Below are 14,040 nucleotides of genomic sequence, written 5' to 3'. Positions count from 1 at the left end.
ACCCGGGCCGGAACCGCCACCATCGGGGCTGCTGTCAGTCCATCGTCCACTCGTTGGCACGCATGAAGCTGTGCCGGTCGAACGGGTAGACCTCCAGGTTGCCGACCTTCGACGAGACGGGCGTCAGCAGAATCGGCTGCCACAGGTAGATCGCGTCCGCGGCGTCGTTGATGATCGCCGCCGCCTTACCGTAGATCCGGTCTCGCTCGGCCTGGTCGGTCGTGGCGCGGCCGTCGACGAAGAGCTGGGCGAGCGCGCAGTCCTGGAAGCCGGTCTGCACCTTCGGACCTTCGCAGTTGCCGTAGCTGCGCGAGCTCTGATCGGGTCCGAGGCCGAAGGACCCGCCGAACTCGAGGTCCAGGTCCCACTCGGTGCGCCGGTCGGGGTTGGTCACCATGTCGTCCCAGTCGTCGATCTCGAGCGGGTTGAGCTCGACCTTGATCCCGACCTCCGCCAGCTGCTCCTGGATGATCGGCAGCACCTTGGCGGCGTTGGACATGTCCTTCCAGTAGACGACCTGCAGCACTTGGTTCTCGTCCCAGCCGGCCTCCTTCAAAAGGGCACGGGCGGCGTCGGGGTCGTAGGCGTACTGGTTGAGGTTCTCGTAGTTGATGCCGGGCGGGTTCCACAGCAGCTCGGCGGCACCGTCGAGCAGGTTGTCGATCAGCCCCTGGCGGTCGATCGCGTAGTACATCGCCTGGCGGACGCGCTTGTCCTGCAGGTAGGGCGCGTCGGTGCGTGTGTACAGACCCACCATGCCGACCGAGGTCGACTCGACGAGCTCGATGCCTTCCACCCCCTCGAGGTTGGCCCGGTTGGACTGGTCGAGGCCAAGTGCCATGTCGAGGTCGCCGGACTCCAGCTGGGTCGCCATCTGCTCGACAGGGAGGATCTTCCAGATGATGCGGTCGACGGCGGGTGCGCCCTTGAAGTAGTCAGCGTTGGCCTCGAACTGGACGTACTGGTCGGCGGCGTACTCGGTCAGCTTGAACGGCCCGGTCCCGATCGGGCTCTCCGTCGTGGCCGACACCTTCTCGATCGTGTCGGCGTCCTCGTTCTCGAGGATGTGCTTGGGCACGATCACGTTGGGTGCGTTGGCCAGGGCCTGGAGGAAGTCGGCGTTGGGAGCCGAGAGCGTGAAGCGGATGGTCTTGTCGTCGACGACCTCGACACCGGAGAGCTCGGCGCCGGACTCCGCGGTCTCCTCCGCGCCCTCGATCTGCGTCCACACCATCGGGAGTCCCTGGAAGGCGTCGGGGTAGCGCGCCCCCCACCAGGCTGTGAAGGCGACGTCGTCAACGGTGAACGCCTCGCCGTCCTGCCACTTCACGCCATCGGCGAGGGTGAAGGTGAACGTCGTGGCGTCCGCAGAGGCCTCCCAGCTCTCGGCCAGGTCCGGGATGACCGTCTTCTCGTCGGACTCGAGGTGCACGAGGTTGCTGTAGATCAGGTAAAGCAGCGGGTAGGTGTTGTCGGTGGCCCGCACCGGGTGGAACACGGGAAAGATCGGGCCGTCACGGGTGACCCGCAGGGTCGTGTCGCCGCCGTCCCCGCCACCTCCATCCGAGGAATCGCCACCGCATGCCGCGAGAAGGAACGGCCCGAGAAGGAGCAAGCTCAGCCATCGTAAGCGTCGCATCGGTGAAGCCTCTCGTGAGAAGGTCGACGTTGGCTGGCGACAGTAGGAGAGAGCGATCTGTTCGTCAATCACTGAAACAATGTTGCAACAGAAGTTTCATCATCGACACCGAATTCTGCGGAGCCCGCTGCGTAGGGTGACCCGCAGCCACCGGATGCGGCGGCATCGTCCCGAGGATCACCATGGCCACGATCTACTCCATCGCCGAGCACTGCGGCGTCTCGCCGTCGACGGTGTCGCGGGCCTTCTCGCGCCCCGACCTGGTGCGCGCGGAGGTGCGGGCGAAGATCCTCGCCACCGCGCAGGAGCTGGGCTACCAGCCCAACCGCAACGCACGCGGCCTGGCGCGGGGCACCACCGGCGCCATCGGCTTGACCGTCCCGGACATCACCAACCCGTTCTTCCCGCCGCTGGTGCGTGCGGTGGAGAACCTCGCGTGGCATCAGTCCCAGTCGGTTCTCCTGGTCGATACCGGGGAGGACCTCGACCGCGAACGGCAGGCGCTCCTCCGGTTGCGCGAGCAGGTGGACGGGATCGTCATGGTGTCGCCGCGCGCGGCCTCCAACGTGCTGCGCGATGCGCTGGCCGGCACGCGGGGCGTGCTCATCAACCGCGCCAGCAGGCTGCTTCCGCACGTGATCGTCGACGACGCGCCCGCCATCGACGTCGCCCTCGGGCGGCTGGCTGAGCTCGGCCACGAGCGCGTGGCCTACCTCGGCGGTCCTGCCGACTCGTGGATGAACAGCCGACGCCGGTCGCTGCTCCACGCCACCGCCCCCGAGCACGGCCTCGAGATCCACGACACCGGCAGCTACCCCGCGACCCCGGAGGGCGGACGCGCCGCAGTCGCTGCCCTGCTCGACTCGCGCGCTACCGCCGCCGTCGCCTTCGACGACGTCATGGCCTCCGGCGTCCTGGTCGAGCTGGCGGCTCGCGGTGTGTCGGTCCCCTCCGAGCTCAGTGTTCTCGGCTGCGACGACGTCATCTTGTCCTCGATGCTCAACCCCGCCCTCTCGTCGATCGCGTCTGCCCCGGCCAAGCTCGCCGCCGCCGCCCTGGCCGCGCTCGTTGACACCGAGTTGGCGGTGGGTCTCACCGCCATCCCGAGCAGCTTCGTCGAGCGAATATCGACCGGTCCCAGGCCTTGACGGGCCCCGGTTGCATCCACAAAGGTTGCAACCGGTTGCATCCATACCGTCTGCTGGGAGGTCCCCGAGTGGGAGCGCACGTCGATTCCGCCGGTCCGGAGCCGGTCGGAGGCCACGCAGGAAGCCCCGCGGTCGTGGTCGCCGACTCGGTCGCGGAGGCTGGGCACATGGCTGGCCGGCACGCCGCGCGCGTCCTGCGCGATGCGGTGGCGGCCCGCGGCACCGCGCGGGTGCTGTTCGCCTCGGCCCCGTCGCAGGAGCAGCTCCTCGAGGAGCTACGGACCGCCGACGTGCCATGGGCCCAGGTCGAGGCCTTCCACGTGGACGAGTACATCGGGATCGACCCGCAGGCACCGCAGGCGTTCGGGCGCTGGTTGGCCACGCGGCTCTTCGACCACGTGCCGGTCGACGCCCGGCTCATCGACCCGTCGGCGGACCCGTCCGCGGAGGCGGCGCGGTACGCCGACCTCCTGCGCGTAGGGCCGCTCGACCTCGCTTGCCTGGGGATCGGGGTCAACGGTCACCTCGCCTTCAACGAGCCCTATCACTGGCTGGTCGACGACACAGTTGCAGTCCGCGAGATCGTCCTCGACGAGCTGTCGCGCCAGCAACAGGTCGACGACGACTGTTTCGCCTCGCTCGACGAGGTCCCCACCTCAGCCCTGACGGTGACCGTCCCGCAGCTCCTCTCGGCCGCCACCGTGGTCGTGACCGCCACCGGTGCGCACAAGGCCGCCGCCATCGCCGGCGCGCTGGATCCCGGGGTCAAGGCGTCGGTCCCGGCTTCCGCCCTCCAGATGCACGACGACGCCACGCTCTACCTCGACCCGGCCGCTGCCTCCACGCCCGCGACGGCCGAGGCGGGCTCGCGATGAGCGCGGCAAGGGAAGTGATGGACGCCTACCTCGGCGGGGTGGTCGCCCACCTGGAATCGCTGAACACCCCGGAGCAGCAGGCGTCCGTCGAGCGAGCCGCGGAGCTCGTGGCCGACAAGATCTGCGCCGACGAGCTGGTGCACGTCTACGGGCCAGGCGGCCATTCCAACCTCGCGTCGCAGGAGATCTTCTTCCGCGCCGGAGGCGTCGTGAATGTCTCCGCGATCCTCGACGCCGGCACGCTGCTGTCCAACGGGGCCCTGCGCTCGATGCACGCCGAGCGAGCCCCGGGCTACGGCCGCCTCGTCATCGAGGACAACCGCCTCGCCGAGGGCGACCTGCTGATCCTCGTGAACGCGTACGGCATAAACGCGACGCTCATCGATGCCGCGCTCACCGCGCGCGAGCGAGGCGTCACCGTCATCGGGGTCAGCTCGCGGGTGCACGCCGAGTCGATCCCCGAGGGACATCCGGCGCGCCATCCCACGCGGCAGAACCTGCACGACGTCGTCGATCTCCACGTCGACACCAAGGTGCCCGTCGGCGACGCCCTGCTCGCCCTCGACGGGGTGGAGGAGCGCGTGGGGGCGGTCTCGACGTTCGCCAACGCGTTCGTGTTGCAGAGCCTGATGGCCACCGCCACCACCCTGGTGTCCGCGCGCGGCGTGCGCCCCACGATCTGGACCAGCGCCAACGCGCCCGGTGGCGACGAGCGCAACGCGTGGTTCATCGACCACTTCAAGCACCGCGTCCGGTGGCTGTGAGCCGGCGCGTCACCGGGCTCGTCCCCGGGGTCGGCGTCGCCTCCGCCGACCTCGAGGACGGCCGGATCGCCGCCGTCGAGGTCCTCACCCCCGTGCCTGACGAGGGCTGGCGAGACCTCGCCGCAGGTCATCCGGTGCTCGTCCCCGGACTCCTCGACCTCCAGGTCAACGGCTACGCGGGCGTCGACTTCAGCTCCCCGGGTCTCGACCCGGGCGTCGTACGCCGAGTGGTCGAGGCGCTGTGGGCCGAGGGCGTCACCGGCTTCTGCCCGACCGTGATCACCGGACCCGCCGCGCAGATGCGCGAGTCGGTCGCTGCGCTCGCCGCCGCGGCGCGCGCCGACGAGGCGGTGGCCGACGCGCTGCTCGGCGTGCACCTCGAGGGGCCGTGGATCTCACCGGTCGACGGGGCTCGCGGCGCCCACCCCGTCGAGCACGTGCGCCCGCCAGACGCCGGCGAGCTGGCCGAGCTGTGCGCCGCCGGCGACGTCGCCCTCCTGACCATCGCCCCCGAGATCCCGGGGGCGACGGGGCTCGCGACCGCGGCACGAGAACGCGGCGTCTTGGTCTCGGTGGGCCACAGCCTGGCCGAGCCTGAGGACGTGCACGCGGCCGTGGCCGCCGGCGCCACGCTCTCGACCCACCTGGGCAACGGCATCCCCGCCCTGCTGAAACGGCACCCCAACCTCGTGTGGGAGCAGCTTGGGAACGACGTGCTGACCGCGATGTTCATCGCCGACGGCCACCACGTCGACCTCGCGACCCTGCGGACGATGATCCGGGCCAAGGGCGCCGGGAGGTGGTTCCTGGTCAGCGACACGACGTCGGTCGGCGGCTTGGCGCCGGGCCGCTACCGGACGCACATCGGCGGCGAGGTCGAGCTCGACGCCGCCGGCCGACTGGGCATGATCGGGACCGACTACCTGGCCGGTGCGGCCGCGTCGCTGCGCTCCGGTCTCGCCAACGCCTGGGCCGCGCGGGTCGCCGAAGCCGCCGAGGTCACCGCCGCGGTGAGTGCTCGTCCGGCCGCGGTGCTGGGCGAGCGGGCCTTCGGCCGTGGTGGGCTCGACCCGGGCGCTCGGGCCGACCTCCTGCTTGGCGACTGGGACGAGGCCACCGGGTCGCTCACCGTCAAGGAGACCGTCGTCCGCGGTCGCACGGTCTGGGCGGCGTCGTGACCGGCTGGGAGGACGAGCGGCTCCTGGCAGGCGTCGCGACGATCGACTTCACGCCCGGCGGGGGAGTGGCGATGTCCGGCTTCGGCGCGCGCACTCAGCTGGCGACCGCTGCCCACGATCCCCTCACTGCGCGAGCCGTCGCGGTCAGCGCCGGCCCGGTCGCGAGCGTCGTCGTCGTGGCCGACCTGGTCGCGCTGACGGTGAGCCAGGCCGACCGGCTGCGGGCCGACATCGCGCGGCGTACCGGCCTGCCGCCCTCGGCTGTCGTGGTCGCCGTGACCCACACGCACGCCGGTCCCCACGTGACGCCCGACGGTCTCGGCCCGGGCTGCGACCCGGCTGTCGCCGCGCGCGTCGAGTCCGCCGTGGCCGAGGCGGCGGAGCTCGCGTGGATGTCGCGGCGCCCGGCTCGATGGGGCCACGGGCGCGGCGAGGAGCACACCGTCGCCCACAATCGCCGGGACCCGGCCGGGCCGGTGGACCCCGAGGTCACGGTCGTGCGGATCGACACCGACGCAGGTGACCCCCTGGCGGTGCTGTTCTCCTACAGCTGTCACCCGGTCGTCCTGGGCGCGGGCAACCTGCTGTTCTCCGCGGACTGGCCCGGCTATGCACGCCGCGCGGTCGAGGAGAGCGTCCCCGGGGCGACGGCGATCTTCCTCCAGGGCTGCTGCGGGCAGGTCAACACCGGCCACTCGGCGCACGCCAGCATGGATCTGTCAGCGGCGGCCGGCCGGACCTTCGAGGCGGCGGAGCGACTCGGCCGGCGGGTCGGTGACGTCGCTGCGAGCGTCGCCGACGGCATCGAGACGTCGGCGGCCGCCCGCGTCGGGGCGGTCACGACACAGCTGCCGCTGACCCACGCCGCCCTGCCCACGCCCGGCGAGCTGGCCGCGCTGGTCAGCGACGGGGAACGGGAGCTGGCCGAGGACCCGAGCGTGGACCGCGCCGTGGTGCTGCGAGCGCGCACCACCTGGGCCCAGCGCGCGGTCGAGGGCGACCTGCCCAGGGCTCCGACGGTGGCGGTGACCGCGCTGGCGTGGGGCGCCCTCGACGTCGTCACCCTCCCCGGAGAGCCGTTCGTGGGCTTCTCCTCCGAGATCCGCGCCGGGGCGGCCGGGCGCGACGTGCTGGTCCTCGGCTACGCCAACGGCGTGCCCGGCTATCTGCCCTACCCACCCGCGGAGTACGACGCCGGCGGCTACGAGGTGGAGGAGGCGCACTTCTTCTACGGCCAGGCCCAGTGCTTCGCCCCCGCCTGCGGGCCCCTACTTGTGGAAACCGCGTTGTCGGCGCTCTCGAGCCTCCCCCCGCAGCCCGTACCGGACCGGCCGTGACCCCGCCCCGGCTCTCGTCGGCGACCGTGGACCGACTGCACGTGCCGGCTCCGGAGTGGCGGGCCACGCCCGGAGACGTCCGGGTTGCCCACCTGGGACCCGGTCCGTTCCACCGGGCCCACCAGGCGATGGTGACCGACCTCGCGGCGGCTTGCGGGTCTGCCGGCGATGGTTGGGGCATCGGCGCGTACGCCGCTCGCGGGACCGAGACCGTCGCGATGTTGGCAGACCAGGACCTGCTGACGAGTGTGCTGGTTCGTGATGACCACGGGCCGGGGACGGTCCGCGTGCTCGGGGTCCTCGGTGCCGTCGGTGACCGGGCAGGGTTCGCCGATGCCCTGGTGCGCGAGGAGGTGACCGTCGCCACGATCACGGTGTCCGAGGCACACCATCCTCTGGACTCCGCTCGCCGGCTCGATCTGTCGAACCCCGCCGTTGCCTCAGACCTGGCCGGCGCCGGTGTCTCCATAGCGTCACTCCCAGGCGTCATCCACGCCGGGCTGCTCGCACGTTGGCGCAGGCACGCCGCGCCGGTGTCGCTGCTGTCCTGCGACAACCTCCGCTCCAACGGCGAGCTGCTGCGCACGCTGGTCACCGGCTTCGCCGAGGCGGCGGGAGCGCCGCCGGCCTACCACTCGTGGCTGGCGTCGGACGTCGCGTTCCCCTCCACCTTGGTCGACCGACTGACCCCACGCCCCTCCGCCGAGGACGTCGCAGACGCCGCGGCCCTGCTCGGCGCCGAGGACCGCTGCGCCGTGGCGACGGAGCAGTGGTGGGAGTGGGTCGTCGAGGACGTGCTCGCGGCGTCTGCGCCACCATGGACAGACGTCGGCGTCCGACTCGTGGACGACGTCGCGCCGTACGAGCAGCGCAAGCTGGTCCTTCTCAACGGCGCCCACACGCTGGTCGCCTGCTGGGGGTTGCTGCTCGGGCACGAGACGGTGGCGGCCGCCATGCACGATCCGGACCTCGCGGCTGCGGTCACGGCCTTCCACGATCGGGAGGGCGCGCCTTCCTGCCCCGGAGTGCCCGCGGAGGTGGCGGCGTACGCCGCTAGCGTGCGCACCCGGCTCGCCAGCCCGGGGCTGCGGCACCGGCTCGGCCAGATCGCATCGGACTCGTCCCTCAAGCTGGGCGAACGCGTCCTTCCGCTGGCCCGGGGGTCGGCGGACCCGGGCGAGCTCGCGCTGTCCGCGGCTGCGGTGGCGGCATGGTTGAGGCTCAACGACCCCTTGGCGCCCGTCGCCCTCGGCGCGGCCGCCGGCGTGACCGACCCGCACGGCCGCGTGGTGCGGGCGGCGCTGCGCGACGAGGACGTACGTCGCGCCGTTCGGGACGCGCTCGCTGCCGCGGGTCTGGTGCCTGCCGGTGACGTCGCACCCTTCGCTGACCGGGTCACCGAGGTCTTCTCCGCGCTGCGCTGCGACCGACCCCGTGCCGTCCTGCAGGGGCTCCTGTGAGCTCGGCGGAGCACGTCCTCGCGCTCGACCTGGGCTCGTCGTCGGTGCGGGCGCTGGTGCTCGACGCCGGCGCGGGTCTCCGGGTCCGGGCGCTGTCGCGTCGGCAGGTCCGCATCGAGCTTCGCCCCGACGGTGCGGCGACCCTCGACCCTCACACGTACGTCGCTGCGGTGCACCACTGTCTGGACGAGCTCCGCGACGCCGGGTCGCTGGACGGTGTGACGAGGGTGGCGGTCGCGTCGCAGTGGCACTCACTCCTCGTCGTCGACGGACGGGGGGACCCGGTGACACCCGTCTTCACGTGGGCCGGCAACCAGGAGCTGTGCGCTCCCGGGATCACGACCGATGAGGCGGAGCGGCTGCGGCTGGCCACCGGCTGCGAGCTCGCGACGCTCTACTGGACCCTGCGGGTCCCGTGGCTTCGCGCCTCCGGGGCCGTCCCCCGCGGTGCCGTGCTGGTCAGCATTGCCGGTCACGTGCTCGAGGCGCTCGTCGGCCGCCGCACCGAGTCGGCCTCGATCGCCTCGGGGACCGGGCTGCTCGACCTGGCGGAGCTCGCGTGGCACCCCGCCGCGCTCGACGTGGCCGGTATCGCCACGGGAGAGCTCCCTGAGCTGGCGCCGAGCGGCGAGGCTCTCCCCGGCGGGCCGACGCTCGCACGGCGCTACCCACAGCTGGCTCGCGTGCCATGGCACGTGGCCGTCGGCGACGGGGCGGCTGCGACCGTGGGGTCCGGGGCGGTGCCGGGCCGCGACCTGACCATCACCGTGGGCACTTCCGCGGCGGCCCGCCTCCTGGAGCGCCGGGATTCGGCCGGTCGGCTCCAGCGCGGTTGCTGGAGGTATCTCGTCGACGACGAGACCGTGGTGACCGGCCAGGCGTGGAGCGGCGGCGGCAACCTCTTCGCGTGGGCGCAGGAGGTGCTGCGGCTCCCCGCCGACCCCGACGAGCTCGAAGCATTGCTCGCCGCCGTCCCCGAGCGGGCGATCCCGATCGCAGTCCCCTACTTGTACGGTCCCAGGCCGGGCAACCCGGCGGAGCTGCGCTCCGGGCGCTGGACCGGGCTGAGCGCGCAGGTCACCGCGGCTGGGCTCCTTGCGGGGCTGCTCGACGGGCTGGGGTTCGAGCTGCGGCTCGGGATCGCGAACCTGGAGGAGCAAGCCGGACGGCCTGCCAGCCGCGTGCTGCTCGGCGGTGGTGCGGTGACCGCGTCCCGTTGGTGGCAGCGGCGGCTGGGGGCCCAGCTCGGCAGCCCGCACATGTGTCTGGTGACCGAGCCCGAAGTCACCGCGGTCGGGGCCGCGGCCCAGGCGGCCGGACTGGCGTGGACGCCGCCCCTGGAGTCCCTGGCCGCCGTACCCGAGCTGGCCGGACGTTGGGACCGGCGTTTCGAGGAGTACCTGGGCGCCCGCGAGGAGGCGATCGGATGAGCTCACAAGAGGGTTTGCGCAGCGCGGCTTGGTCCGGAGGGGACGACCTCGCGGCGGAGAGCGTCGCGGCCATCGTCGCCGAGGGCCTGACCGGCACAGCACAGCCCCGTGGGCGGGTTGCCGTGCTCATCCCCGACGCGACCCGCACCGTCGACCTCACAGTGCTGGTTCCGGCCGTGGTCGACCTGCTGCTCGCTCGGGACTGCGAGGTCGACGTGGTGGTCGCGCTCGGCACCCACCAGCCGATGAGCGACGACGAGATCGGCGCGATGATCGGCGTGCCGGCGCCGGAGTGGGCAGCACGGTTCCCCCACACGTGGATCGGCAACCACGAGTGGTACGAGCCTGGCTGCTTGGTCCCGGTGGGAACCATCGCGGAGGACCGGGTAGCCGACCTCAGCGGCGGCCTGCTCAGCGAGGCGATCCCGGTCGACGTCAACGGCCGGGTCGCCTCGGCCGACCACGTGGTCGTCGTCGGCCCCGTGTTCCCGCACGAGGTCGTCGGCTTCTCGGGCGGCAACAAGTACCTCTTCCCCGGGGTGTCGGGCAGCCACATGATCGCCCGGACGCACTGGCTCGGCGCGCTGATCGGGTCGACCCACCTCATCGGAACGCCGGGGGTGACGCCCGTGCGGGCACTGATCGACGAGGCTGCCGGACTGCTGAGCGCGACCCGCCACTGCGTCGCCGTGGTGACCGGACCCGGCGGGCGCATCCGTGGGGTCGCGGTCGGCACCCCGGAGGGTGCCTGGCGGCAGGCCTCCGAGTGGTCGGCGCAGCTGCACGTCGCCTATGTGGACGAGCCCTACGACCGTGCCCTCGCGGTCATGCCCCGGATGTACGCCGACCTGTGGACCGGGGCGAAGGGGATGTACAAGCTCGACCCGGTGATGGCCGACGGCGGAGTGCTGACGATCTACGCCCCGCACATCACCGAGTTCTCCGTCTCGCACGGCGAGGTACTCGACCGGATCGGCTACCACGTCGTCGACTACTTCCTCCAGCAGTGGGAGCGTTTCCGCGATGAGCCGTGGGGCATCCTCGCCCACTCGACCCACCTTCGTGGCTCGGGGAGCTACGACTCCGTTGCGGGCGAGCGCAGCCGGATCACGGTCGTCCTGGCCACGGGCATCTCGCGCGAGCGTTGCGAGAGCGCCGGGCTCGGGTGGCGTGACCCCGCGACCGTCGACCCGGCGACCTTCGCCGCGGAGGCCGATGACCGGTGCCTTGTCGTGCCGCACGCCGGCGAGCAGCTCTACCGGCTTCGGACCCAGGACCGGACGTGACCCGCGCGACCGTGGTCGCCGTTGACGAGCTGCGCGACCGGCTGACCCGCCTGTTGTCCGCCACGGTCCTGTCGGAGACCGACGCGGTCCGGCTGGCCGCCTACTTCGTCGACGCGGAGGTGTCCGGCCGGACCAGCCACGGGCTGCAGCGGCTCGCCGGGCTGCTAGCGGCCCTCGAAGGACTCGACGGGCCGACACGACTCGAGACGCGCCAGCACGGTCCTTCTGCCTGGTCGGTCGAAGCGAACGGTGCGCCCGGCCTGCTCGCCGCCCAGCGCGCCGTCGAACTGGCCATGGCCTCAGAGGCGACGTCGGTGGCGGCGGTCGGGGTGACCGGCTTCGCCGGCACGACCGGGGCTCTCGGCCATTTCACCGACCAGGTGGCCCGAGGCGGACGTATCGGCCTGTGCATGGTGGCGTGCGAGAGCGGCGTGGCGCCGGTTGGTGGGATCGACCCGGTGCTGGGCACGAACCCTCTGGCTGTCTCCTTTCCCACGGACGCCGACCCGGTGACGGTGGACATCTCGACGGCGGCGGTCTCCTACGGCACCCTCCAGCTGCTCGCGCGGGCGGGGCGACCCGCGCCGGAGGGCACGGTCATCGACAGCGCCGGCCGGTCGTCGACGGATCCTCTGGCAGCGGATTCCGGTGCCCAGCTGCCGATGGCAGCGCACAAGGGCTACGGGCTTGGCCTCGTCGTCGAGCTGCTCGCAGGCGCGATGCTCGGGGCCAAGGTGGGCCGCCTGGCCGCGCCCGGCACCGACGGTCTGCTCCTCGTGGTCGCGCCCGTGGACCAGTTCCGTCCCAGGGACCTGGTGATGTTGGACGCGGGGCGGCTCGTCGAGGAGCTCCGCGACAGCCGGCCCGCGGACCCCGCCCACCCGGTTCGCGTTCCCGGTGACCGTGCCGCGAAGGCTCGGCATCGCTCCCACACCACCGGGACGGTGTCGCTCGACGCGTCGCTGTGGGACGACCTCCTCGCACGGACGGGCGGGTCATGACGCAGGCGGCCCATGTGCTCGTGACCAGCAGGACCTTCTCCTCCGCCACGGTGGACCAGCGCGCGGCCTTGGAGGGAACGGGTGCCCGGGTCACCATCGGGCACAGCGATCACGACCTCGTTGGGACCGCTTCGACCCTGCGCACGGTGACACACTGGATCGCCGGCACCGCACCGGTGACCCGGGAACACCTGGATCTCGCCCCGAAGCTGGAGCTCGTCGCGCGCTACGGGACCGGCTACGACAATGTCGACCTCGACGCTGCCCGGTCACGAGGCGTCTGGGTCACGCACACGCCAGGGGCGAACGCCGCCGCGGTGGCCGACTTCGCGCTCGCGCTGTGCTTGGACGGCTGGACCACGACCAGCGCCCCGCGGCGCGACCTGTCGACGCTCAGCGTCGGTCTGTGGGGCCTGGGACGGATCGGGTCCCGCCTCGCGGTCCGGCTGCGGGCCCTCGGCTGCGAGCTGATGGCCCACGACCCGCATCTGCCCAGCGCCGCGTTCGAGGCGGCCGGGGCCCGCGGTATCTCGGCGGACGAGCTGGGCGGCTGTGACGTGGTCTCGCTTCACCGACCTGGCGGCGAGAAGGTGGTCAACGATGAGTGGCTCGGTCGGGTGAAGCGCGGTCTCGTCCTCGTCAACACGTCGAGGTCCTCGCTCGTCGATGCGCACGCCTTGAAGTCAGCGCTGCTGGACGGCCGCGTGGCGGCCTACCGCAGCGACGTCGACAAGCTCGACGACGATTCCCCCCTGGCCGACCCGGCGGTCAGCCACCTCCTGCGCGTAACCCCTCACCGGGCCTCACACTCGCAGCACGCGATCGACACCACGTCGGCCCGAGTGGTCGCGCAGGTGGTCGCGGTGCTTCGCGGAGAAGCGCCGGACGACGCGCTGGTGAGCGCCGAGGGGAAGGCCTGATGACTCCCACGGTGCTGGTCTACGACCCGATCATCGAGATCCCCTGGGACTACGAGGTGGAACGGGACCTGCTGTCCCGCGCCGGGGTGCGGCTCGTGGTGCCGGAGAACGATGTCGTACGCGACGCAGCGCTTGTCGAGGCCGATGTCGTGGTGGTGTGCTCAGGCATGCCTGATGACGTCCTCGGCAGGCTTCCCCGCTGCGTCGGCATCGTCTGCTACGGCGTGGGGATGAACGCTGTCTCCTCGGCTGCCGCAGCAGCCGCCGGCGTGCCCGTCACCAACGTCCCGGGCTTCTGCACCGAGGAGGTCGCGACCCACGCCCTGGCGCTGATCCTCGCGCTGAACCGCTCGTTGCCATCGTTCGCCGCGGCGGGACGTGCGGGGACGTGGGACCTCACGTCGATCCAGGGCTTCGGCGAGCTCCGGCGGCTGTCCACGCTTCGCGTGGGAGTAGTCGGGATGGGTCGCATCGGGTCAGCCGTCGCCGCCGCGTGCGTTGCCCTGGGGTGCGTCGTAGTCGGTCATGACCCCAACATCACCTCGTCGCCGGTGCCCTCGGCGGACCTGGTCGGTTGGGAGGAGCTGCTCGCCACGAGCGACATGCTCGTGCTGTGCGCATCACTCTCGACGGGGGAGGGGCCGATCCTCGATGCGGCCGCGTTTGAGGCCATGCGGCACGGCGCGAGCATCGTCAACGTTGCTCGCGGCGGACTTGTCGACGAAGGAGCACTCAGCGAGGCCTTGTCGTCCGGGCGCTTGGCCGGCGCAGCCCTCGACGTCCGGGCGACCGAACCGCCGCCGTACGACGATGCGATCACGAAACTCCCCAACGTGATCCTCACGCCGCACATGGCTGCGATCTCGCAGCAGTCCGATGCCGAGCTGCATGGTGGCGCAGCAGGACGTATCTTGGAGCTCCTGCGTCGCAGCGGTCGACTGTCATGACACTCTCGACCTCGCCGCCAAGACATCGCCGGTCATCTGAGGGCAGGTCGCCCGT

12 protein-coding genes are annotated in these 14,040 nt (G+C 71.9%); 11 read left to right on the top strand and 1 reads right to left on the bottom strand.

Going from position 1 to position 14,040, the window contains the following annotated elements:
- Positions 1-34: 34 nt before the first annotated feature.
- A complete protein-coding gene (locus ABD295_RS00615) occupies positions 35-1,639 on the bottom strand; it encodes an ABC transporter substrate-binding protein (protein ID WP_344301546.1) in 1,605 nt (534 codons plus the stop codon).
- A gap of 182 nt (positions 1,640-1,821) precedes the next feature.
- Here ABD295_RS00615 and ABD295_RS00610 point away from each other — a divergent pair, with 182 nt between their 5' ends.
- The 11 genes from ABD295_RS00610 to ABD295_RS00560 all read left to right on the top strand — a co-directional run bounded on the left by ABD295_RS00610 (position 1,822) and on the right by ABD295_RS00560 (position 13,985).
- On the top strand, positions 1,822-2,787 hold the full coding sequence (locus ABD295_RS00610; RefSeq protein WP_344301545.1) for a LacI family DNA-binding transcriptional regulator: 966 nt from the start codon (positions 1,822-1,824) through the stop codon (positions 2,785-2,787).
- A 167-nt stretch (positions 2,788-2,954) separates the two neighbouring features.
- Positions 2,955-3,662, top strand: a complete 708-nt coding sequence (locus ABD295_RS00605) for a 6-phosphogluconolactonase (RefSeq protein ID WP_344301544.1) — start codon at positions 2,955-2,957, stop codon at positions 3,660-3,662.
- Positions 3,659-4,426, top strand: a complete 768-nt coding sequence (locus ABD295_RS00600; RefSeq protein WP_344301543.1) for a sugar isomerase domain-containing protein — start codon at positions 3,659-3,661, stop codon at positions 4,424-4,426. Before ABD295_RS00605 ends, ABD295_RS00600 begins: the two co-directional genes overlap by 4 nt.
- Positions 4,417-5,604, top strand: coding sequence for an N-acetylglucosamine-6-phosphate deacetylase (locus ABD295_RS00595; protein WP_344301542.1), 1,188 nt, complete (start codon positions 4,417-4,419; stop codon positions 5,602-5,604). The genes ABD295_RS00600 and ABD295_RS00595 overlap by 10 nt, the downstream gene beginning before the upstream one ends.
- On the top strand, positions 5,601-6,941 hold the full coding sequence (locus ABD295_RS00590; RefSeq protein WP_344301541.1) for a hypothetical protein: 1,341 nt from the start codon (positions 5,601-5,603) through the stop codon (positions 6,939-6,941). The genes ABD295_RS00595 and ABD295_RS00590 overlap by 4 nt, the downstream gene beginning before the upstream one ends.
- Positions 6,938-8,401 (top strand): mannitol dehydrogenase family protein, encoded by a 1,464-nt coding sequence (locus ABD295_RS00585; RefSeq protein ID WP_344301540.1) that lies wholly within the window; start codon positions 6,938-6,940, stop codon positions 8,399-8,401. Before ABD295_RS00590 ends, ABD295_RS00585 begins: the two co-directional genes overlap by 4 nt.
- Entirely contained in the window at positions 8,398-9,831 is a 1,434-nt protein-coding gene (locus tag ABD295_RS00580) for an FGGY family carbohydrate kinase (protein WP_344301539.1), read from the top strand. Before ABD295_RS00585 ends, ABD295_RS00580 begins: the two co-directional genes overlap by 4 nt.
- Positions 9,828-11,117: a lactate racemase domain-containing protein gene (locus ABD295_RS00575; protein WP_344301538.1), complete on the top strand. Its 1,290-nt coding sequence runs from the start codon at positions 9,828-9,830 to the stop codon at positions 11,115-11,117. Before ABD295_RS00580 ends, ABD295_RS00575 begins: the two co-directional genes overlap by 4 nt.
- Complete coding sequence (locus ABD295_RS00570; RefSeq protein WP_344301536.1) at positions 11,114-12,118, top strand: Ldh family oxidoreductase; 1,005 nt, start codon at positions 11,114-11,116, stop codon at positions 12,116-12,118. Before ABD295_RS00575 ends, ABD295_RS00570 begins: the two co-directional genes overlap by 4 nt.
- Positions 12,115-13,038 carry an NAD(P)-dependent oxidoreductase gene (locus tag ABD295_RS00565; RefSeq protein ID WP_344301534.1) on the top strand — a complete coding sequence of 308 codons (924 nt, stop codon included), beginning with the start codon at positions 12,115-12,117 and terminating at the stop codon, positions 13,036-13,038. Before ABD295_RS00570 ends, ABD295_RS00565 begins: the two co-directional genes overlap by 4 nt.
- The gene (locus ABD295_RS00560) at positions 13,038-13,985 is read left to right on the top strand and encodes an NAD(P)-dependent oxidoreductase (protein ID WP_344301533.1); all 948 of its coding nucleotides are present in this window, start codon (positions 13,038-13,040) and stop codon (positions 13,983-13,985) included. The genes ABD295_RS00565 and ABD295_RS00560 overlap by 1 nt, the downstream gene beginning before the upstream one ends.
- The last annotated feature ends 55 nt before the right edge of the window (positions 13,986-14,040 follow it).

This window comes from Nocardioides bigeumensis (genome assembly GCF_039531755.1).
Classification (GTDB): domain Bacteria; phylum Actinomycetota; class Actinomycetes; order Propionibacteriales; family Nocardioidaceae; genus Nocardioides; species Nocardioides bigeumensis.
The sequence above is the reverse complement of the archived record's forward strand: the minus strand, read 5'-3'. Positions and strand labels throughout refer to the sequence as shown.

Excerpts from the sequence above, each read along its gene's own strand:
- ABD295_RS00575 (WP_344301538.1), top strand. The coding sequence starts at position 9,828 with ATGAGCTCACAAGAGGGTTTGCGCAGCGCGGCTTGGTCCGGAGGGGAC.
- ABD295_RS00605 (WP_344301544.1), top strand. The coding sequence starts at position 2,955 with ATGGCTGGCCGGCACGCCGCGCGCGTCCTGCGCGATGCGGTGGCGGCC.
- ABD295_RS00565 (WP_344301534.1), top strand. The coding sequence starts at position 12,115 with ATGACGCAGGCGGCCCATGTGCTCGTGACCAGCAGGACCTTCTCCTCC.
- ABD295_RS00610 (WP_344301545.1), top strand. The coding sequence starts at position 1,822 with ATGGCCACGATCTACTCCATCGCCGAGCACTGCGGCGTCTCGCCGTCG.
- ABD295_RS00615 (WP_344301546.1), bottom strand. The coding sequence starts at position 1,639 with ATGCGACGCTTACGATGGCTGAGCTTGCTCCTTCTCGGGCCGTTCCTT.
- ABD295_RS00600 (WP_344301543.1), top strand. The coding sequence starts at position 3,659 with ATGAGCGCGGCAAGGGAAGTGATGGACGCCTACCTCGGCGGGGTGGTC.
- ABD295_RS00560 (WP_344301533.1), top strand. The coding sequence starts at position 13,038 with ATGACTCCCACGGTGCTGGTCTACGACCCGATCATCGAGATCCCCTGG.